Annotated in this window: 19 protein-coding genes; 11 read left to right on the plus strand and 8 right to left on the minus strand. The window is 44.3% G+C overall.

The window, feature by feature from the left end; all coding sequences use genetic code 11:
- Positions 1 to 72 precede the first annotated feature (72 nt).
- A complete protein-coding gene (rnr, locus tag ACLD71_RS11135) occupies positions 73 to 2,403 on the minus strand; it encodes a ribonuclease R (protein ID WP_411994793.1) in 2,331 nt (776 codons plus the stop codon).
- Between the two features lie 565 nt (positions 2,404 to 2,968).
- Between rnr and ACLD71_RS11140 the strand changes: the two genes are divergently transcribed.
- Positions 2,969 to 3,805 carry a hypothetical protein gene (locus ACLD71_RS11140; RefSeq protein ID WP_411994795.1) on the plus strand — a complete coding sequence of 279 codons (837 nt, stop codon included), beginning with the start codon at positions 2,969 to 2,971 and terminating at the stop codon, positions 3,803 to 3,805.
- Here ACLD71_RS11140 and yjjX read toward each other — a convergent pair.
- From yjjX to ACLD71_RS11155, 3 genes are all read right to left on the minus strand, one after another.
- Positions 3,791 to 4,333 carry an inosine/xanthosine triphosphatase gene (gene yjjX, locus ACLD71_RS11145; RefSeq protein ID WP_137672072.1) on the minus strand — a complete coding sequence of 181 codons (543 nt, stop codon included), beginning with the start codon at positions 4,331 to 4,333 and terminating at the stop codon, positions 3,791 to 3,793. The genes ACLD71_RS11140 and yjjX overlap by 15 nt on opposite strands.
- A 93-nt stretch (positions 4,334 to 4,426) precedes the next feature.
- Positions 4,427 to 5,173: a sugar nucleotide-binding protein gene (locus ACLD71_RS11150; RefSeq protein ID WP_411994796.1), complete on the minus strand. Its 747-nt coding sequence runs from the start codon at positions 5,171 to 5,173 to the stop codon at positions 4,427 to 4,429.
- Positions 5,174 to 5,253: 80 nt separating this feature from the next.
- Positions 5,254 to 5,613, minus strand: coding sequence for a hypothetical protein (locus ACLD71_RS11155; protein ID WP_137672070.1), 360 nt, complete (start codon positions 5,611 to 5,613; stop codon positions 5,254 to 5,256).
- 562 nt (positions 5,614 to 6,175) lie between these two features.
- On the opposite strand from ACLD71_RS11155, the gene ACLD71_RS11160 reads away from it, so the two are divergent.
- Positions 6,176 to 6,397 carry a hypothetical protein gene (locus tag ACLD71_RS11160; RefSeq protein WP_137672069.1) on the plus strand — a complete coding sequence of 74 codons (222 nt, stop codon included), beginning with the start codon at positions 6,176 to 6,178 and terminating at the stop codon, positions 6,395 to 6,397.
- A gap of 25 nt (positions 6,398 to 6,422) precedes the next feature.
- Here the strand turns inward: ACLD71_RS11160 and ACLD71_RS11165 are convergent, their stop codons facing one another.
- Complete coding sequence (locus tag ACLD71_RS11165; protein ID WP_411994798.1) at positions 6,423 to 7,853, minus strand: PLP-dependent aminotransferase family protein; 1,431 nt, start codon at positions 7,851 to 7,853, stop codon at positions 6,423 to 6,425.
- Between the two features lie 215 nt (positions 7,854 to 8,068).
- Between ACLD71_RS11165 and ACLD71_RS11170 the strand changes: the two genes are divergently transcribed.
- Both ACLD71_RS11170 and ACLD71_RS11175 read left to right on the plus strand, forming a co-directional pair.
- Positions 8,069 to 8,329, plus strand: a complete 261-nt coding sequence (locus ACLD71_RS11170; RefSeq protein ID WP_411994800.1) for a DUF1127 domain-containing protein — start codon at positions 8,069 to 8,071, stop codon at positions 8,327 to 8,329.
- A gap of 194 nt (positions 8,330 to 8,523) precedes the next feature.
- Entirely contained in the window at positions 8,524 to 10,704 is a 2,181-nt protein-coding gene (locus ACLD71_RS11175; RefSeq protein ID WP_411994802.1) for a di-heme-cytochrome C peroxidase, read from the plus strand.
- 64 nt (positions 10,705 to 10,768) lie between these two features.
- Here ACLD71_RS11175 and ACLD71_RS11180 read toward each other — a convergent pair whose 3' ends face one another.
- Both ACLD71_RS11180 and ACLD71_RS11185 read right to left on the minus strand, forming a co-directional pair.
- Positions 10,769 to 11,926 (minus strand): iron-containing alcohol dehydrogenase, encoded by a 1,158-nt coding sequence (locus tag ACLD71_RS11180; protein ID WP_411994857.1) that lies wholly within the window; start codon positions 11,924 to 11,926, stop codon positions 10,769 to 10,771.
- 29 nt (positions 11,927 to 11,955) lie between these two features.
- Positions 11,956 to 12,645, minus strand: coding sequence for a type 1 glutamine amidotransferase domain-containing protein (locus tag ACLD71_RS11185; RefSeq protein WP_411994804.1), 690 nt, complete (start codon positions 12,643 to 12,645; stop codon positions 11,956 to 11,958).
- Positions 12,646 to 12,808: 163 nt separating this feature from the next.
- On the opposite strand from ACLD71_RS11185, the gene ACLD71_RS11190 reads away from it, so the two are divergent.
- From ACLD71_RS11190 to ACLD71_RS11205, 4 genes are all read left to right on the plus strand, one after another.
- A complete protein-coding gene (locus tag ACLD71_RS11190; RefSeq protein WP_411994805.1) occupies positions 12,809 to 13,723 on the plus strand; it encodes a LysR family transcriptional regulator in 915 nt (304 codons plus the stop codon).
- A 119-nt stretch (positions 13,724 to 13,842) separates the two neighbouring features.
- Complete coding sequence (locus ACLD71_RS11195; protein WP_411994807.1) at positions 13,843 to 14,580, plus strand: hypothetical protein; 738 nt, start codon at positions 13,843 to 13,845, stop codon at positions 14,578 to 14,580.
- Between the two features lie 169 nt (positions 14,581 to 14,749).
- A complete protein-coding gene (locus ACLD71_RS11200; protein ID WP_411994809.1) occupies positions 14,750 to 15,646 on the plus strand; it encodes an EamA family transporter in 897 nt (298 codons plus the stop codon).
- A 35-nt stretch (positions 15,647 to 15,681) separates the two neighbouring features.
- Entirely contained in the window at positions 15,682 to 16,161 is a 480-nt protein-coding gene (locus ACLD71_RS11205) for a DUF1772 domain-containing protein (protein WP_411994811.1), read from the plus strand.
- Positions 16,162 to 16,208: 47 nt separating this feature from the next.
- Here the strand turns inward: ACLD71_RS11205 and ACLD71_RS11210 are convergent, their stop codons facing one another.
- Entirely contained in the window at positions 16,209 to 16,721 is a 513-nt protein-coding gene (locus ACLD71_RS11210; protein ID WP_137672060.1) for a lactoylglutathione lyase family protein, read from the minus strand.
- A 94-nt stretch (positions 16,722 to 16,815) separates the two neighbouring features.
- Here ACLD71_RS11210 and ACLD71_RS11215 point away from each other — a divergent pair, with 94 nt between their 5' ends.
- From ACLD71_RS11215 to ACLD71_RS11225, 3 genes are all read left to right on the plus strand, one after another.
- On the plus strand, positions 16,816 to 17,700 hold the full coding sequence (locus tag ACLD71_RS11215; RefSeq protein WP_411994813.1) for a LysR family transcriptional regulator: 885 nt from the start codon (positions 16,816 to 16,818) through the stop codon (positions 17,698 to 17,700).
- A 264-nt stretch (positions 17,701 to 17,964) separates the two neighbouring features.
- On the plus strand, positions 17,965 to 18,477 hold the full coding sequence (locus tag ACLD71_RS11220; protein ID WP_137672058.1) for a PEP-CTERM sorting domain-containing protein: 513 nt from the start codon (positions 17,965 to 17,967) through the stop codon (positions 18,475 to 18,477).
- A 113-nt stretch (positions 18,478 to 18,590) separates the two neighbouring features.
- Positions 18,591 to 19,196 carry a YiiX/YebB-like N1pC/P60 family cysteine hydrolase gene (locus ACLD71_RS11225; protein WP_411994814.1) on the plus strand — a complete coding sequence of 202 codons (606 nt, stop codon included), beginning with the start codon at positions 18,591 to 18,593 and terminating at the stop codon, positions 19,194 to 19,196.
- The last annotated feature ends 138 nt before the right edge of the window (positions 19,197 to 19,334 follow it).

The raw sequence follows: 19,334 nt of genomic DNA on the forward strand, positions 1-19,334 counted from the left end.
ACTGCCCGATGACTTGATAGCGCAGAAAAATCACCCACTAAGGCCATTTCTAGCCTTAGTGAGATAAAGCCTTTAAGCGACTTTTTTTGCTTTGCTTTTCGCTTTGGCTTTTTTCTTGGGTTTGCTGAAGTTGCTCGCGCTGGCGATATCACTTGGCACTAACTCAATTTTGCGTTGTTCCATATCTACGCGAGCGACTTTCACCTCAATCACATGGCCAATGCCAAAACTCTTGCGGCTGTTTTCGCCAATTAAGCGTTGTTTGTTTGCGTCGAAGTTATAAAAGTCGCCAGCCAGTGACGAGATATGCACCACGCCTTCTACTGCCATATCTTTTAACTCTACATACAAACCAAAGTTGTTTACGCCACTTACAATGCCTTGGAAGCTTTCGCCTACTTGGTCTTGCATGTATTCACATTTAAGCCAAGCGTCTACGTCCCAACTGGCGGTGTCGGCGCGGCGAGCCACTAAAGAACAGTGGTCGGCCAGCATTAACATTTGCTCTGGGCCGTATGGGTAGCTGTTTGCTAGCTTAAGAGGCGCTGCGCCGTTTACGCGGCGAACCGGATCTAGGCCTTTGCCGCTTAAAGATTTAAAGGTGCGTTTAAAAATGCTGCCGCTTTCTTTACTGCGAATAATCGAGCGAATGGCGCGGTGTACCAGTAAATCGGGGTAGCGGCGAATTGGCGAGGTAAAGTGTGCGTAAGCATCAAAAGACAAACCAAAGTGGCCTTCGTTTTCTGGGGTGTAAATAGCTTGGCTCATAGAGCGCAGCATCACCGTTTGAATAATGCTGGCGTCTTCTCGCTCACCAATACTGCTAAGTAGCTTGTTGTAGTCTGCTGGCGTAGGTTTGTCTCCACCGCCTAAGTTCAAACCTAGTTCGGCTAAAAAGCTACGCAAGCCTTTGAGTTTTTTCTCTTTAGGGCCTTGGTGTACGCGGTATAACGCCGGAATTTTTAGCTGTTCTAAGAAACGCGCCGTGGCAACGTTGGCGCACAACATACATTCTTCAATCAGCTTGTGGGCGTCATTGCGTACTAGCGGAACAATCTGCTCAATCTTTCGTTCGCTATTAAATTCAAAGCGGGTTTCTTGGGTCTCAAAATCAATGGCACCGCGCAGTTCACGCGCCTGTTTCAATACGCCATACAAACGGTGTAAGTCTTGTAGGTGTGGCAGTACCTTGGCAAACTCTTTACACAGCTGTTGGCCTTGCGCCGAGTTGGCTTGTTCTAACATTGCGCCCACTTGGGTGTAAGTGAGGCGGGCATGTGAGTGAATCACCGCTTCGCAAAACTGGTAACTGGCCAGCTGACCTTGGGCATCAATGTTCATTTCGCAAACCATTACTAAACGGTCAACCTGAGGGTTAAGCGAACATAAACCGTTTGAAATGGCTTTGGGTAGCATTGGCACTACGTGGCCAGGAAAGTACACCGAGGTGCCGCGTTTTTGCGCTTCAATATCTAAGGCGGTTTCTGGCTGAATGTAATGGGAGACATCGGCAATGGCTACCGATAAACGCCAGCCACCGTTTGCGCCTGCTTCACAGTAAACCGCATCATCAAAGTCTTTGGCGTCTTCGCCATCAATGGTGACAAAAGGTGTATCGCGTAAATCTACACGGTGCAGTTTGTCTTGCTCGGCCACTTCTGGGGCTAATTTAGCCGCTTGAGCCAGCGCTTCTTCTGGCCATTCAAAGGGAATCTGATGGGTACGAATGGCAACATTAATTTCCATGCCCGGCGCATTGGGATCACCAATGACTTCACTAATGTGGGCAATGGCGTTATCACGCTTGTGCGGGTAGCTGATGAGCTCGGCACTTACGTATTGGCCGTTGCTGGCACCTAGGGTTTGCGCCGCAGGTACATCAATAATTTGGGTAATGCGTTGGTTATCGGGCTGAACACTGTAGCGGCCATCTTGTTCTACAAAACGGCCAATAATGTGTTGAGTATTCTTCTCAATAATTTTAACCACGCGGGCTTCTTCACGGCCACGGTTGTTAAAACCATTTGGCAAAGCTTGAATGATGTCGCCATCAAATACTTTGCTCATTTGCGAGCTATGCAAAACAAAGTCGGTGTCGTAGCCTTCGCATTTTAAAAAGCCAAAACCTTCGCGGTGGCCAATTACGCGGCCTACTAAGTATTCGCTGTCGTCTACTGGCCAGTAGTTGCGTTTACGGTCGCTATGCAATTGGCCGTCGCGGCTCATGGCAATTAAGCGGCGGCGCAATGCTTCTAAGTCTTCTTCTGAGCTTAGGTTTAGGGCTGCGGCAAGTTGTTCGCGATTAAGCGGTTTTCCTTGTTGATCGAGCAGCGCAATGATGGCGTCGCGATCAGGAATGGGGTTGGCATATTGTTGCTCATTAGAGCGTGAGTGTTTACTCATAGTTATTGTTCTCTGTTAATCGGGCCAATAACCTTGCTCTAGGGAAATCATGAAATGTTCTTTTAATGCAGTTCAGATATAACTCTCAAGGTTTTTAGGCCAATGCGCTCGTTTATCGAGTCGCTAAAATAAGGTGTGATGATGAACGCTACAATCTGGGGTTCATTCATCACGATGTTTGCCTGACTTATAAGCTGGTTTTATGACAGCACTATGACAAGCAAAGTAATAATTGCCTGAGGGCAAGATTGGAAAAACAAGCTGGAATTTAAAACGACGGAACGAAGCTTAATTGAAGGCAAGCTAATGCGGAGTTCAAAAAATAGACTGATTTTCTAATGGCCGCCACTTTATAGAATTGTGAACGATTGTCAACTTATATAGCCGAGCAGAGCTGCAAAGGGGCTAAACCTTCTCCGTTTCCCCTCCTTTTCTTTTAATTGAGTCATTCAATATCTAGCTCACATTTTGTTCATCTTGTGTTTGTCCTTTTATTTTGTGTGGTTACTATTCGCTCGCTTAAAGAAAATAAAAACAACATAAATGTAAACATGCGGGAATCAATATGAGAATCACAATCGCGGCGCTAGCACTGCTGCACTTTAGTGGGCAAGCTACCCCATACAGTAGCAATGTAGAAAATGACTATTATCACCATGATGTGAATGGAATACCGACTGCTAGGGATCACAATGATGGTGTCCCTGATCTTTTTGATGCGATGAATATGTTGCTTGGTACTCGTTATCAAAGTAATGCTGAGTTAGACAATCGCTTCGTGGCTAACGATCAGTTATTTGTGGGCGAAGGCTCGCAAAGTGTTGCGTTAGTGGGGTTAACGGCAGGCAACCATAATACGCTTGGTATCTATACCGATGTAGGCGTTGGCGAAGAGAAAACGGCCATTTTGCCTTCTAATCCACACTATGGGTTTATGGGTGACGGTTCAGCTAACCAGCCTTTTGCAGGGGTAAGCCTAGACATAATGGGTGAGTTTGGTTGGTATTTAGAACAAAGCGGCCCGGTAACATATTCTACTTTTTATTCAGAAAATCAGTTAAACGGAGGCTGGGATCATACTATGACGTTTGCTATTCCTGAGCTTAACGGACAATCACGCTATTTAGATCTCGGCGACGGTATTGTGGAACACACCTTCTCCAACGCGTATTTAATTGGTTGGGAAGATCTTCCCTTTGGCTTTTTTGAACCTGATATGTTGGGGGATGATGATTACGACGATTTGATGTATTTAGTCGATTTTAAACCTGCTTCAATCAATAAACCGGTAGACGTATCGGAGCCGTTATCGGGCGTGTTGTTGGCGAGCGGTTTATTGGGATGTTGTTGGCAGCGAAGTAAGCGCCGCATACTGCGTTCTTTTGCCTTACCTCGCAAATAAATCAGCATGCGCAAACTTTACTAAGGCCAGGGTTAAGGCGTGTACGTAGTTGTCTTCGCGGGTGGCTAAGCCGTTGGTGAGCAGGCCAATGGCGCCGCCTTTTTGCTTAATGTTATGTGTATTAAACAACTTATCCATAAGTGGGCCAAGCTCTTCGCCTTGCTCAAGTGCTTGGTAAACACTGGCAGGCAAGGGCATGTTAGCTCCTCGACCTACCGCAGTTTGTTGGCTGTTGGCTATGGCAACAAAAGCAAAGGTGGCGGGGCCATCTTCAAACATATCAACGCCGCCCTCAATCGCTGCGTAAATGTCTGCATGTTGTTGCTGTTGGCAGTAGCGTAAACGATTTACTGCACCGTCACGTGTTTGCTGAGTGGTCATGGGTTGCTCGGGCACCAAAGAAGGCGCATCAATACCTTGGCAATCAATCTCGGCATCTGGGTAATACAAGGCTAGTGCCTTAGCTACCGCGCGTACTTTAACGGGGTTGCGAGAACCTACAATGACTTTGAGTGAACGTTGAGACATAACAACTCTATAAATAACGACAATTAGGCAGCTGATGCTAGCATATTTAAAAGCTTAAATGTGCTAGCAAATAAAGCAAAATAGTCTGCGAGATTAACTGTTTAGTTGATCGGTAATACTGCTACAAGAAACTCGTGAGTCAATAATTCTGCCGTCACGCGAAGGTGTATTCCCTGGCCGAATATCCCAATTTAGTTGGTACTTTTGATTAACTAACTGCACCAATTGATAAAATGACAAGCCCTGTTCGTTGCCACCTACATGGTAAACCCCAGCTTGGCCTTGTTCAGCTAACTGAAGCAAACAGGCCATGCTGTGCTCAACATACGCCACTGCGGGCAGCCATTCAGTGCTGGCTTCCAAGTAACCTTTCTGATTATGCATGTCTCTAACATGGGTGAGTAGGTTGTCTTGTTCAAAAGTGTCGAACATTTGCCAGCCTAAACGGGCAATAATGGTATGTGGGTTGGCTTGCAGCGCCGCCTGTTCACACACTATTTTGTATCGGCCGTATTCATTGTCGGCATCTGCTGGGTGATCTGGCGAAAAAGGGCCAATGCTGTCGGGGTTAAATACACTTTCGGTGCTGGTAAACAGTATGTTTATCTTTAGCTCTAAAGCAATGCCTGCCAGCATGGCTAGCCAATCTTCTGAGCCGGTGGCTAGATGGAAGATAGTGTCTATTCGGTTAGCCCGAATATAGGCGATTTGCTGGTCACGGTTATTAATGTCGAGCTGTTGGCGATCAAAACCGAATACTTCAACGCCCTTAGCCAGTAGGGCTTTTTTTAAGTAAGGGGCGAGTCGACCGTGTAAACCTGTTACTAAGGCGCGTTGCATTGCACTGTTTCCCATTCGGTAAGTTAAATCGATTATGCGATGTGTGCAGCGCAACTGCCAGAAAATTATGGTGGGCTTCTTTACTTCGCTAAAGAGGCAACCACACCTTCAACTTTGTCTTCTTGTAACCAGCTAATACAGTAGCGAATAGAGCCAGAAGGCGGAATGTTTTGGGTGCCTAGTTCTACTTGGGCATATACGGTTTCAAAAAAGTTAGTCGGTAATACGCTGTATTGGTAAAACACGTCCATTTCTTCCCTTAAGCCGTTGAGCGTAGCGCTTGGCGTAGGCTCAATTTTGGCTTGAATATGGTACATGCACGCAGCAAAGGCATAGTTTTTAAGGGCGGGTAACTCTGATTCATCGAAGGTGTCTGCCGCGAGGCTGGTGTTTGCGCTTAGCAATACCAGTGTGGCACTTATAATATGCTTTAAATTCATTATTACCTTAGGTATTTAGTCGCGTAAGCCACTAAATAACATTCAATTCCATTTTAAGTGCTTGAAAAATTATATTAAGACTAAGATCTTGTCAAATTGAGAAGCCCTAAATAGGCAGGATTAATTAATAAGTGATTACTTAGATTTATAATTTCTGTATTTTTGTTAATGCTTATAGTGATTACTGTACAAATATTGCTAAGTATTTATTTATGACTACCCCTCTGAAAACGTTTACTTGTTTAAATTTATCTAAGCTTTTGTTTTATATGATTTAATTGTTTTTTGTTCGGTTTTTTTGAGATCAAGCTTTTTTGATTAAATAGTAGTCACTTAAACCTGTTTTTTAATAAAAAATTTGCCGCTGTTGAAATCGATGTCATTTATATATATCGCTAAATAGTTAATTTAAACAGGCAAAGAATAAAGTGATAACGTCATTCTTTTTGTTTTTGCTAGTCTTTATGAGGCCTTAGGATGATTTTTCGTAGATTGAACTGATTCAATTAGATGGTATAAAACCGCAGAAATTGGATTTATCAATAATTGTAAGAGGAAAATCATGCGCAGTGTTTTAGTGAGTGCATCAGCAGTAGTAATGGCGTTAAGTGTAAGTTTACCGCTAGTTGCGGCAGAGCAACCTAGTAGTAAACCAGCCTTAAGTGAATTCGACAAAAACGCCGAGTTTTACCACAAAAGCTTAGTAAAAGATGGTTACCGTTTCGCTTGTCGTGTACACGACGAAAACGGCAAATGCACTAAGTTACAGTGGAAAAAACTGTAAGCTATGCGCAGCGAGGTTAAGCCCTTTAACCTCGCGTTGTTGCCTGCTTAAGCAAACTTTTGGCTTGCTCGCCAATAAGCTTAATGGCTTGCTCAATCCGTTCGCTAGGAGGGTTGGCATAACTTAATCGCAAACAGTTTTTATATTTCCCCGCCGCCGAAAACAAACTGCCCGCCGCAATACCAATATGAAACGGCTTTAAGTTATCGTTTAGCTCTAAACAGTTTATTTGCTCAGGTAGCTCTACCCATAAAAAGAACCCACCTTTAGGGAAGCTCATTTTACTGCCGTTAGGAAAATAGCGTTGTACCCAGTGCAACATAAGATCTCGCCGCGCCTGATATTGCTGCTTAGACAACCTTAAGTGTTTCTCGTAATAACCTTGCTCAATAAAGTCGGCCACCGCTAGCAGAGGCAAACTATTCGCCCCTAGCGAGGTGATAAATTTTAAGTGAGTAAGTAACTGCCCGTAACGCCCTGGTGCCACCCAGCCAACTCGAAGGCCTGGCGCAATGGTTTTAGAAAAGGATGAACAAAACAATACACGCTCTTGGGTGTCGTAAGATTTTAAACTACGTGGCCGCGGCGTTTGGTAAAAACCATCACCGAGTATGTCATCTTCGATGATGGCAAAATCGTATTGTTCAGCCATCTTCAAAAGTTTGAGTTTGTTCTTTTCTGGCATAACATAACCCAAAGGGTTATTAGAGGTAGGAATAAGCTGTAGCACTTTAATTGGCCATTGCTCTAACGCTAGCTCTAGTGCTGGTAGGCTAATACCTGTTTCTGGGTGAGTGGGTATTTCAAGTACTTTAAGCTGATTAGACTGAATTGCTTGCATGCAGCCATAAAAATTGGGTGAGTCTATAGCAACAATGTCGCCAGGCTGGGTGAGCGCTTTTAAGCTCAATGATAGGGCTTCTTGGCAGCCTGCTGTAATTTGAATATTGTCGGGGTGAATATGACAGCCAGAGTGTTGCATTAAGCGGGCAATTTGTACTCTTAAAGCAAATAACCCATTTCCCTTGGAACAGCTAAATACCTGCTTGCTTTGATACTTAACACTGTCGATTAGCAGTTTTTGTAAGGGTTTTAAGCTGGCAAACTCGGTGTCTGGCGAACCACGGCCCAAGGCTAAAAAGTGGCTGTTGCTTTCGTTCATGGTTAGGTCTAACACTGCTTGCCAATTATCAATAGGGACTGGCCGTTGTTCTGGTTGGCTGGTTTCTAGCAGTAGTGAGGTATTAGGCGGTTGCTGAACATAATAACCAGATTTTAGCTTGCTGCGCACGAAGCCAGCATCTTCTAACAGTCGGTAGCTTTCTTGTACCGTTGAAATGCTTACCCCTCGTGTTTTGCTCATTTCACGAATTGAAGGCAGCTTTTGTCCGACAGGGTAATAAGCTTGATTGATTTGATCTTTTAGCTCTTGGGCAAATTGTTCATACAATGTCATGGGCGCATCCTTAGCCGCAATAACCCTCAGTAATAACACATCAAAATACAGATTGGAAAAAAACCAAATTAAGCAGTACAGATCAACCTAGACCAAGCATGACAGATGCACTTTTGGTGCGTCTGTCATGCTAAAACATTGTTATTCTGAATCTGTACGCTAGCTTGCACAAAATTTAAGCTGTTTAGGCCGTTAACGGAATAAGGAGCAAGCCAATGTTGGTGTTAAACAAAGTAAATTTGAGTATCCGTCGTCTAGTTAAATGCCTCGCTCTGTATCGCGCACGCCGCCGCAGTCGCCAAGCATTGTTAGGCTTAAGTGATGAGCTGTTACGCGACATAGGGATTACCCGTGCTCAAGCGTATGCCGAGGGAAATAAAGCATTTTGGCAAAGTGGTTCTCAGGCCAAGCGGAGCAGCGAGAAGTACAGCAAAGCTCAATTTGTTTTTGCGCTCAAAAAACGCATTACTCGTTAACTCGTGACTCTGGAGCTGGCGAACCTAGCTTTAACCGAGTTGCTGAAATGCTAAGGTTGCGGTAGCGCTGTGCAAACAGCGTTACGCAACGAAACTAGCAAATACTGACACTGCGCGTATTAAGCTTACAATATTAAGTTAAATCTTCTATGGTTTATGGACTAGAGCCCTTCAAGGAAGAAAGGAATCAGGTCATGAGTGTTGTTGCCCCTGCTATTACTCGTCAGTGGATTATTCGTTTTATTGTTGCCGCTATTATTGTTGTGTTTATCTTTGTTCTGGCATTGTTAAGCAGCGATAAAGTGAAAAGCATTGTAGATACCTTAACCCCGCCTCATTTACCCGAATTACAAGTTACCCACCGTGACGGATCTTGGCTTGAGCAATACTGGCCTGATCAAAACTGGGGAAGCAAAGGGCAGTATGTGAGTGAAGATGCCAAGAAATATCACCATATCTCTCAAGGCACTCGCACCATTCCTATTCCTTATCACTGGTTTGTTGAGTTAGAGCAACCCAGTAGCTCAATTTGGTCTTTTTTGCTTCTTAACACCTTTTCCGACAAGGGCTTATTTACTGCCAATGAGTTTTTACTTCGTTTTGGTTTTATTCGCTCTGAAGCAGACAAATATAACCCCGATGGTTTACCTATTGGTTTTGCGCGCTCTGACTCAATTACTTTGCCGGGTTACCCCACTCGAACTGCCGGAGTCGGCTTTACCTGCGCAGCTTGCCACACCGGGCATTTTATCCACGGCGAAGGTGAGCATAAGGTTGAGTACGTGATTGATGGGGCGCCAGCTACTACCGATTTAACCTTGTTAACCAGCACCCTTGCCGCGGCGCTTGGCCAAACCGCGCTGTCGAGTAAAATCCCCTTTTTTGATGGACGTTTTGATCGCTTCGCTCGTCGCGTATTAGGACCCGCATACAGCCCTGCAACTAAACTCAATTTAGCCGATGAGTTGGCGAGTATCGTTAGTGCCAGTGCTGGGAATACCGATATTATTGATGTTGATGAAGGCTTTATGCGATTGGATGCGCTGAATCGCATTGGCAACCAAGTGTTCTCCGAAAATGTGAATCGTCGTGATAATTACCACGCTATCAATGCGCCGGTTAACTATCCCCATTTATGGACTGCGTCTTGGTTTGATTGGGTGCAATACGATGCCTCCATCATGGGGCCGTTGATTAGGAATGCGGGTGAAGCCATGGGCGTTAACGCCTATGTGGATATGCAAAGTTCGCTTGATGACCAGCGTTTTTCCTCATCGATTCCTATGCAAAACTTAGTCTGGTTAGAAGATTTTTTAGGAGGGAACCAGCCTAATCCGATTGATGGATTCTCTGGCTTGCACGGGCCCAAGTGGGAGTTTGGCGCAATTGATAAAGCAAAGGCTGAGCTTGGTGCTTCTTTGTATCAATCAAAGTGTCAGGGTTGCCATCTTCCTGCCTTAAATACGGAGCAGATATGGCAGGAGCAATATTTTTCTCCCATTGTTTATCAGCATCAAGGTGTGCCGCGAGAAACCAAAGAAAAAGTACTAAAACTTAATTTGATTCAACTGTCGCAAGTGGGGACTGATTCTGCCCAGGCAGACGTGTTAGCGCGGCGAACCTTGGGCACTGCTGGCGTAGCAAATGTACCCGCTGGTGAGGTTATTCCCGGTTTAGGTATTGACCAAGTGATCTGTGGTGAAGATCCTAATCAGCTCTATGCGGTGCAACAAACTAAGCAATTTGCCTATGGCGAACAGGGGGCATACCACGGGCCTTTAGGGCAAGAGCCCTCGCCGAAAACGCTGGTGGATCTGCCCGTTAAAGACGGCGGCAATATACTGTTTGGCCTTGCGTTGGGGGCAATTGTGCAGCAAACCATTGATGCTTGGTTTAAGCAAAATGGGTTGAGTGACCCTGCGTTACAAGCCAAGTTTGAAGGTGGCCGACCAAACTGCATTCGCGCAACTTCAGGATATAAAGCTCGCCCACTAAATAGTGTATGGGCTACCGCGCCTTTTTTACACAATGGGTCAGTGGCTACATTGCGAGATTTACTCTGCCCAGAAGGTGGTCAGCGGCCTAAGTACTTACAAATGGGCAATATTGCTTTTGACTCGGTAAACGTGGGGCTATTGCAGCCGAAAGGTTTTGCAGAAGAGGCAAAGCTTGCCCTTAAGCGCGGGCAGAAATACACGCAAGACGGTTACTTTGTGTTGGATACGTCAATACCGGGCAATCACAATAGTGGCCACCACTTTTCCGACCTATATGATCCGAAAAAACATTATATGAATCAGGTGACTGGTGCGATAGGGACGGCGTTTACTGCAGAGCAATGTGACGCGATGATTGAATATCTTAAAACACTTTAAACCGATTAATAAAGGCAAAAAAATAGGGCGCTAGCGCCCTATTTTTAAGTAATGAGGATTGTTTTTATAAAGCCGCGTTAAGAATGTTGCGGCTTACCTCTAAGGTCGTTTGCTTGTCTTCGCCTAAGGCTACCATTTGGTGTTGTTCCAATTTGCTCAACAATACTTCTACGTCGCTAGTGCCTAAATCAATGTCGCTTAATCTCACTGGCACTTGCATGCTGCGGAAGAACGCTTCGGTAGCGGCAATTGCATCGTTGATGCGTTGCTCGTTGTCGCCTTCGTTTATGCCCCAAATACGCTCGGCATATTGCAGTAATTTGTCGGCTTTGGCTTCACGACGAATCTTCATCACTGCTGGTAAGGTGATAGATAAACTGCGCGCGTGGTCTACGCCGTAGGCGGCGGTAAGCTCATGGCCTAACATATGGCTTGACCAGTCTTGCGGCACGCCTGCGCCAATTAGGCCATTTAAAGCCATGGTGGCTGCCCACATAATGTTAGCGCGTACTTCTAGATCTTGAGAGGTTTCAGCGGCGAGTGCTTTTGGCCCTTCTTCAATCAACGTTAGCAAAATCCCTTCAGCAAAACGGTCTTGAATTTTTGCGTTTACTGGGTAGGTAAGGTATTGCTCCATCACGTGGACAAAAGCATCAACCACACCATTGCTTACTTGGCGAGGTGATAAACTTAAAGTCACACTTGGGTCCAATACCGCAAACTTTGGACGCACCGCTAAGGCGTAAAAAGGTAACTTAGTACCATCGCGTGTTACTACCGCGGCAGGGTTAGTCTCTGAGCCTGTTGCTGGCAGAGTTAACACCGCACCTAAAGGCAGCGCTGATTCAACGGGATGTTGTTTGGCAATAATGTCCCATGGGTCGTCACCTTTATACTCAGCAGCTGCGGCAATAAACTTACTGCCATCAATCACCGAGCCACCGCCTACTGCCAAAATGTAATCTAAGCCTTCAGCCTTTATTTGCTCAACGGCGCGCATTAAGGTGTCGTAACTTGGATTAGGTTCAATGCCAGAAAACTCAGACCATTGATGATTCTCTAAGGCTTTAGCAACTTGGTCATAAACCCCGTTACTTTTGATTGAGCCACCGCCGTAGGTGACTAGCACCTTAGCGTTAGCGGGAACCTCTTGGCTTAGAGAGGCTATTTGTCCTTCACCAAAATGAATCTGAGTGGTGTTTTGAAACGAAAAGTTCAACATCATAATTCCTTAAAAAGGTGAGAGGGAAATTAGGCGAACTGTTGCAGTAATTTTTCTGCTGCCATTTCCGACGAGGCTGGGTTTTGTCCGGTAATCACTAAACCATCTTGTACCGCAAATGGGCTCCAGTCGGCAACTGATTGGTAATCAGCCCCACGTGCTTTTAATTCGTCTTCAAGTAAAAATGGTACAACTTCGGTGAGTTGTACAGCGGCTTCTTCGCTGTTAGTAAAGCCTGTTACAGCCTTGCCTTTAACCAGTAATTGGCCGTCAGCTTGTTTAACGTTAAGCAGTGCAGCAGTAGCGTGACATACTGCAGAAACGGGTTTGTTTTGCTGGATAAAGCTTTCAAGCAAAGCGATAGATTGTGGGTTGTCGGTTAAGTCCCACAATGGGCCATGACCGCCAGGGTAGAATACTGCGTCGTAATCGCTCGCATCAAGGTCTGCTAACTTTAGGGTGGTTGCAAGCTGTTGCTTGGCAGCATCGTCGTTGTCGAAGCGGCGTGTTGCGTCGGTTTGAAAATCTGCAAGTTCGCTGCTTGGGTCAATCGGTGGTTGGCCACCATTTGGAGAAGCTAAAGTGATTTCTGAACCAGCATCTAAAAACACGTAGTAAGGGGCGGCAAACTCTTCTACCCAAAAGCCTGTCTTGTGTTCGGTATTACCCAGTTGATCGTGAGAGGTTAGTACCATCAAAATCTTTTTTGCTGCGCTCATCTGTTTATTCCTTAATTTGCTTTTAGCTGATTGGCTACCGCCAAATACGGTAGCGATGAGAGCAGTGTAGACCCCAAGTTTGAATGCGACAATGCAGATTAAATAGACATGATTGGTAGAATAATTGATACAATACTGCTGATGTAGTTGGTGAGGGTTTGATGTGAGCGTTTCTTTTGAGCAATTGAAAAGCATGGTGGTGTTTGCCCAAGTGGTGGAGCAGGGCAGCTTTAGTGCTGCGGCTAAGCAAATAGGCATTACTCGAGCAGTGGTGAGTTACCACGTTAAAAAGCTGGAGCAGCATTTAGGTGTGAGTTTGCTTAACCGCTCTACCCGCAGTTTGCATTTAACCGAAGCGGGTGAGCAGTATTATCAGCGATGCCACAATATTACTGAGCAAGCTAAAGCTGCTAACCAGCAAATGGAAAATATTAAACAAGAGCCTGAAGGCTCGCTTAAAATTTCTTGCCCGGTCAATGCGGGCCTGCAAACCATTGTGCCTGCACTTAATCTGTTTCGAGCTTTGTACCCCAAAATCAACATTGAACTGGTATTAAGTGATGAGGTGGTAAACGTCATTCAAGATGGTTTTGATTTAGCCATTCGCGGCGCCGAACTAGAAGACTCTGGTTTACAAGCGTCCAAACTCACCACCTTAAAGACCTGTTTATGTGGCTCGCCTGATTATTTGAACAAACAAGGACGCCCCCAGCAGCCGGCAGATTTAGACGCCCATCAATGGGTCATTTATACCGCAGGCTCTAATACTTTGCAGCTAACTAAGGGGGCTCGGTCTTTTAGTATCAAAACCAAGGGTGGTATTAGCACCAATAACGCAGCAGCCAGAACCGCTTTTATTGAAGGTGGGCATGGTTTAGGGCGGGTGCCCTTATATGATGCATTGCCAAAGATTAAAACGGGCAATTTAGAAGTATTGATGAGTGATTATCAGTTGCAAGATATTGATGTTTACTGCGTATTTCCAAAAGGGGCCACTAGCTCTAAAAAGCTGCGTTTACTGATTGATTATTTAAAGCAGTATTTAGCCAAGCAGGAGCAACTATATCTAATTGCCTGAGCTTGCTGGCGATTTAAATGAACGATTAAATAGCTTTTATATCAATTGCTCGTGCAATTTTATCTAGAAAAAGCCATCATATAAAAAGGAATTGATTAATAAAGGGAATTATTTAAAAAATGAATTACGTTAGAAAATCGGCTGTTGTACTCCTAAGCTTTTTTCTTTCACTAAGTTATGCTGAGGCGTCAGTGATTAAAGTCGAAATGGACTTCGAAATAGTGTCAAATTATACATTGCTGAATGACGGGTCAGCGGTAAATAAATTAGGTGGAGTCTATAATGACTTTGGTATTGGTGATATTTATACCGCGACCTACACATTTGATTCCTCGCAATCAGCTGATTGTTTAGACAGTGGTTCGATGATTATTTGTTCGTTTTACCAAGGAGCAATGGTTGAACTAACGAGTAGGTTGGGGAATATTGGCAATTTCGATTATTCATCTCTAAATGGTTATTTAGATCTAAATTTTGTCCATGATAAATCACCGGATTTTGAAGATGTGTTTTCTTGGAGAGGTCAATCTAGCGGTTCGTTTATTGAAAACTATGACTACCAGTTTGCTCGGACTCATTTTAGTGGATTTGGGTTGTTGCTTTCCCATTTTCAAGTAGGATCAAATACTCTTGGAAGCATTTTTTCAAACATAGATAATGATGTTTTTGACGTTAATCGCGGGATGTCATTTAGTTTTTTAAATGATGAAATTGGTGAGACGGGAATAATCGGTACAGATTTGGTCGGAACAACTAGAGTTTCTATATCAAACCCTGTTCCTGAACCAAAAAGTTTCTTTTTTGTCGCTTTAGGGCTAATTGGATTAGTAATAGGTAATAAACTTAAAGCAGCTTGAACAATACCACTAAAGTATGGTTTCCAGTTTGTTCTAAAAACGCGCTAAAATTTTTGTTTGCGCGTTTTTTTACGTTTTTTAGTTGCGCCATGTTGATGCTTGTTTAAAGCCTTGTTGCTGCTAAGCGAGTTGCGTAGGCTTTAGCTAACATTAACTATAGAGTGCCATAGTGTTTTTTATTATTGCCTTAAGCGCCACCTTCGCTTACGCCTTGCAAGGCGTATTAATGGCCAAAGTATATCGTCAATCCGACCCACTTAGCGCAGTTGCCTATCGCGGGCTAAGTTTACTGATTAGCATGTCGCCTTTATTGTTATTAGTACCGCGCTCGGCTTATGCAGACTTTGCTGATCAAACGGGATACTTAGTCTTGGCGGCGAGTTTGGCTGCCTTAGGTAATTGGGCTAATGCCATTGCCTTTGTGCGTTTACCGGTTGGTATTGCTAGCGCCTTATCCATGGCATTCACCGCGTTATTTGTGGCCTTGCTGGGGCAAGTTTTTCTTGATGAACGCTTGAGTGCGCAGCAATGGTTAATGGGCGGGTTTACCTTGGTGGCGGTGTTGCTACTGGGCGCTAGCCAAGCTCGGCGAGCTAAACACGTAGCGCTGCAAGCTTCCCTTCACTACAAACCGCTAGTGGGAATATTAGCGAGTGCTGGTTACGGCGCGTTAATGTCTTGCGCCTTGGTATTGGTGGCCAGTATGTCGCGTTCTAGTCATCCTTTTTTAGTGGGTTATGCTTGGGAGGTGATGATTGGGGTCATGGCCATGTTGATGGCATTTGGCCGCGGTTTGTTTACCGTAAACAACGGTTTTCAAGGCATTAGTTTTACCCATTTTAAACAGATTCTTATCTATGCATCACCTACAGTGATCGGTACGGGGTGTTACGCATTAGCGATGACTCTCGGCCCGTTGGCCATTGCTGCGGCAATATTAAGCACGATGATGGTATTTAGTATGGTGTTGGGTTTATGGCTATTGGGCGAGAAACCAAGCACTAAACAATGGCTGATGATGAGCCTCGTGTGCTTGAGTGTGATTGGCTTAAAATTGGTGGCCTAGCGTGGCAGTTTAAAGCAAACCGCTAAGGGGAGAACATGACAAACGTAGAATACTTTTTGCTGTTGTTAGCAGCCATAACTAGCGGCGTAGTAGCTGGGATCTTTTTTGCTTTCTCCAACTTTGTGATGCCCGCTTTAGCAAGGCTAACCAATGAGCAAGGTTTAGCGGCAATGCAAAGTATAAATGTTACCGTGCTAAACCCTGGCTTTTTTATGGTGTTTATAGGGAGTGCGCTGTTAAGCCTAGCAAGCCTTATTTGGCAATTTACGCTTGCCGTAAGCATTAATTATTACGCAGTTGCGGCGAGCTTAAGTTACTTAATAGGCTGCTTTGCTGTTACTGCTTTGGCTAACGTACCTCGTAATAATGCTCTAGCGCTTATTTCTCGTCAGACAGCTTTGAGTAGCGAAGATGCGCAATATTGGAGAACTTACCTGCAGTCGTGGACTGCCTGGAATCATATTCGAACGGTGGCGTCAGCGATGGCGATGCTGCTGTTTATCTTCGCGCTATAAAAAAGGCCTTAATCAAGAAGATAAGGCCTTAGTCGATTCAAGTTCGCTTATTTGTAAGCGCCAGCGGCATAATTTAACTCATAGCTATGGCTATAAATTTCTAAGATGTTACCAAACGGGTCTTCCATATAAATCATGCGGTAAGGCTTTTCACCTGGGTAATAGAAACGTGGTGCTTTCATGCGTTTTTTACCGCCCGCAGCAACAATTTTCTCGGCCAATTCTTCTACATTTGGATCTTGTACACAGAAGTGAAAGATGCCGGTTTTCCAGTATTCAAAGTTGTCTTCAGGATTTTCTTGATTGTTGAATTCAAACAGCTCAACACCGATACGATCACCCGTAGATAGGTGGGCAATACGGAATCTTTCCCATCCACTGCCAAATACGTCGGTACACATTTCACCAATCGCACTATCATCTTCCGTAATTTCGGTCGGTTCCATAATTAGGTACCAACCCAATACTTCGGTATAAAATTTTACAGCGGCTTCTAAGTCTGGCACTGAAATACCAATGTGCGAAAAAGTCCGTGGGTAAGGGTTGTTAGTTAACTGCATGTCTAGCTCCACCTGTGATTTGATGGTTTAAGTTTAGTGCGGCATAATAAAAACATTAAATTATCTTTAATTATTAAATTGATAAGATTTTATTATGATTAATCTAGATTGGTTGCAAACCTATTGTACCTTGGTTGAAACAGGGCATTTTACCCGAACGGCCGAGAAGCTGGCGATGACACAGCCAGGAGTTAGCCAACAAATACGTAAACTGGAAGATCATTTTCAAACGCCTTTGTTGCAAAGAGAAGGCAAAAGCTTCAACTTAACGGAAGCGGGCCACAGGGTTTATCAGCAAGCGCAGGTTACTCTGGCCCAACTGAGTGGATTAGAGGTAAGCCTAAAGCAAGATGATCCACATACTGGTTTATGTAGAATTGCCAGCCCCGGCAGCTTGGGTTTAAAGCTATACCCCAGTTTATTGGACTTACAACAGCAGTATCCTAAGTTAGTATTTGACTATCAGTTTGCGCCTAACGCACGAATTGAGCAGCTATTGGCAGAACGCCAGTTAGACTTAGGCTTTATTACCCGCCCTTCGCAGTTGAGTGAGTTAAGCGCACAAGTTTTTGCCAAAGAAGCCTTACTGCTGGTGACCCCCGCCAGTTGCAATAAGCCTAACTGGCAAGCCTTACAAAACTTAGGTTACATTGATCATCCAGATGGTGCTCACCATGCAAATTTGTTGTTGTCGGCTAACTATCCCGAGTTTGAACAACTTGAGCAATTTAGACTTCAAGGCTTCTCAAACCAAATTTCCCTGATCTTAGAACCTGTGTCTCGAAGCTTAGGTTTCACAGTATTACCAGCTCATGCCGTGGCGGCTTTTTCTGAGCCCAGTAAAATAGCCATTCATCACTTAGCTAAGCCAGTAGATGAAACCATTTACCTAGTGCAGCGTCGTTATCAGCAACTGGCTAGTCGCTTTAAGTTAGTGTCACAAATTATGCAGCAGGGCTTAACAGCGAACGATAACTAAGCAAGTTGAACAAAGAGTGACTTAAGTCACATTTAGGTGCCCGTTCACCTTAAGCGGTATTTTTTCAACAGTTGAACTATTAATTGTTGATTAATAAGCATTTTGTTTAGTTAGATTCACATTTTAGTGTCAGCTATTTTTACATATATCAAAATTGAATTATCACTCTTAGGTTTAAGTCTTTGTAATTAAAGGTGTTGATATATAGGAATATTTTTTGCATCCCAGCGCCGGCAATGACCAAAATAGCAAGGAAAGCGGAAAGTGAAATTATTACAAAAAATAACAATATCGAGCATGCTTTTATTAAGCATGGTGTTTTCTCAACAATCAGCAGCCACGGTGATCGCACTAGATCCTCTGGAAGATGTGATTGTAACCAGCGACATTTTTGATTGGGTATGGGCTTCACCTTGTTCAGGTGGCTGTAGCCAGTTAGTCGATAACTGGGAATATGCAGGCGGGCTTTACGATGATGCCTTAAATGCAGCTTTAGGTGTAAGCATTTGGCGTTTTGCCAGTGTAGAGGAATTTGCCAATATTCCAGCCAAAAGTTTGTTTAAGGATACGGAGATATGTGCAGCGCAATACTTCGATAATCGCCACAGCCATTGTGATTTTGACGACCCAATCTCACGCCAACCTAACGGTGGTTATCAAGAAACCTTATTGGTTCGTTTTAACAATATCCCTTTAGCGGCACAAGTAAGTGAACCAGCAAGCCTAGCAATTATGTTGTGTGGTTTATTGGGTTTGGCGTTGCGTCGCCGCACTTAATGAGTATTTAGTTAGCTCCACCTTTAGATTTATTGATTTAAGCCTGCATCATTGCAGGCTTTTTATTTTTATCATATAAATCTGCATTAAGGATGATTTGGAGAGCATGGAATATGCTGGAGCGGCAGCAATTAGCTAAGCGGTTAAAAACTGGGGATTTAGTCTTTTTTTCGGGTAAAGGCTTAAGCAGTGACATTATTCGTTACGGCACGTTTAGTAAGTGGAGCCACGTGGGTATGGTATTGCAGTTAGACCAATACGACTTTACGACCATGTGGGAAGCGGTTCCCGGCACTGGCGAGCAATGTCTCTATAGCCAGCAACTCAGCAATGGTGTGCAAGTGGTAGCTTTACATGAAAGAGTGAAAAAACACTTTGGTAGTATTTCAGTTCGCCAATTAATGGGGGGCGAGTTAGCAGATGTTGCAATTGCTGAACTCATGAGCTTACTAGAGCGCTTAAAAGGTCGGCATTACGAACAAAGCTTTTGGGAGTTAGCGCGCGCTGGCTGGCAGGGGCCTTTTGGTGAAAACCAAGAAGATTTATCGTCGTTGTTTTGTAGTGAATTAGTGGCAGCCGCCTACCAATGTATGGGCTTGTTAGGTGGGGACAAACCCTCTAATGAATATACGCCAGCTAACTTTTCTGAAGGCCAACTTACCCAACTAAATAATGGCTTTTATCTTTCTCGGGAAGTTGATCTTTTTTCTACGGATTAACCGGCTTGGCGTTTTGACTAAGAATTGGAACCTTCTTGGTCAACGGCTTTAACAACCCTTGAAAAAGGACGCCTTGGGAAGAGACAGTAAATCGAGAACAGCTACTCCAGGAGTGATACCAAGGCGTCAAAACAGCTT

It is taken from the genome of Agarivorans sp. DSG3-1 (genome assembly GCF_046774965.1).
Classification (GTDB): Bacteria; Pseudomonadota; Gammaproteobacteria; order Enterobacterales; family Celerinatantimonadaceae; genus Agarivorans.

Excerpts from the sequence above, each read along its gene's own strand:
- ACLD71_RS11175 (WP_411994802.1), top strand. The coding sequence starts at position 8,524 with ATGAGTGTTGTTGCCCCTGCTATTACTCGTCAGTGGATTATTCGTTTT.
- rnr (WP_411994793.1), bottom strand. The coding sequence starts at position 2,403 with ATGAGTAAACACTCACGCTCTAATGAGCAACAATATGCCAACCCCATT.
- ACLD71_RS11180 (WP_411994857.1), bottom strand. The coding sequence starts at position 11,926 with ATGTTGAACTTTTCGTTTCAAAACACCACTCAGATTCATTTTGGTGAA.
- ACLD71_RS11165 (WP_411994798.1), bottom strand. The coding sequence starts at position 7,853 with ATGACATTGTATGAACAATTTGCCCAAGAGCTAAAAGATCAAATCAAT.
- ACLD71_RS11215 (WP_411994813.1), top strand. The coding sequence starts at position 16,816 with ATGATTAATCTAGATTGGTTGCAAACCTATTGTACCTTGGTTGAAACA.
- ACLD71_RS11170 (WP_411994800.1), top strand. The coding sequence starts at position 8,069 with ATGTTGGTGTTAAACAAAGTAAATTTGAGTATCCGTCGTCTAGTTAAA.
- ACLD71_RS11195 (WP_411994807.1), top strand. The coding sequence starts at position 13,843 with ATGAATTACGTTAGAAAATCGGCTGTTGTACTCCTAAGCTTTTTTCTT.
- ACLD71_RS11160 (WP_137672069.1), top strand. The coding sequence starts at position 6,176 with ATGCGCAGTGTTTTAGTGAGTGCATCAGCAGTAGTAATGGCGTTAAGT.
- ACLD71_RS11210 (WP_137672060.1), bottom strand. The coding sequence starts at position 16,721 with ATGCAGTTAACTAACAACCCTTACCCACGGACTTTTTCGCACATTGGT.
- ACLD71_RS11205 (WP_411994811.1), top strand. The coding sequence starts at position 15,682 with ATGACAAACGTAGAATACTTTTTGCTGTTGTTAGCAGCCATAACTAGC.
- ACLD71_RS11185 (WP_411994804.1), bottom strand. The coding sequence starts at position 12,645 with ATGAGCGCAGCAAAAAAGATTTTGATGGTACTAACCTCTCACGATCAA.
- ACLD71_RS11225 (WP_411994814.1), top strand. The coding sequence starts at position 18,591 with ATGCTGGAGCGGCAGCAATTAGCTAAGCGGTTAAAAACTGGGGATTTA.
- ACLD71_RS11150 (WP_411994796.1), bottom strand. The coding sequence starts at position 5,173 with ATGCAACGCGCCTTAGTAACAGGTTTACACGGTCGACTCGCCCCTTAC.
- ACLD71_RS11140 (WP_411994795.1), top strand. The coding sequence starts at position 2,969 with ATGAGAATCACAATCGCGGCGCTAGCACTGCTGCACTTTAGTGGGCAA.
- yjjX (WP_137672072.1), bottom strand. The coding sequence starts at position 4,333 with ATGTCTCAACGTTCACTCAAAGTCATTGTAGGTTCTCGCAACCCCGTT.
- ACLD71_RS11155 (WP_137672070.1), bottom strand. The coding sequence starts at position 5,613 with ATGAATTTAAAGCATATTATAAGTGCCACACTGGTATTGCTAAGCGCA.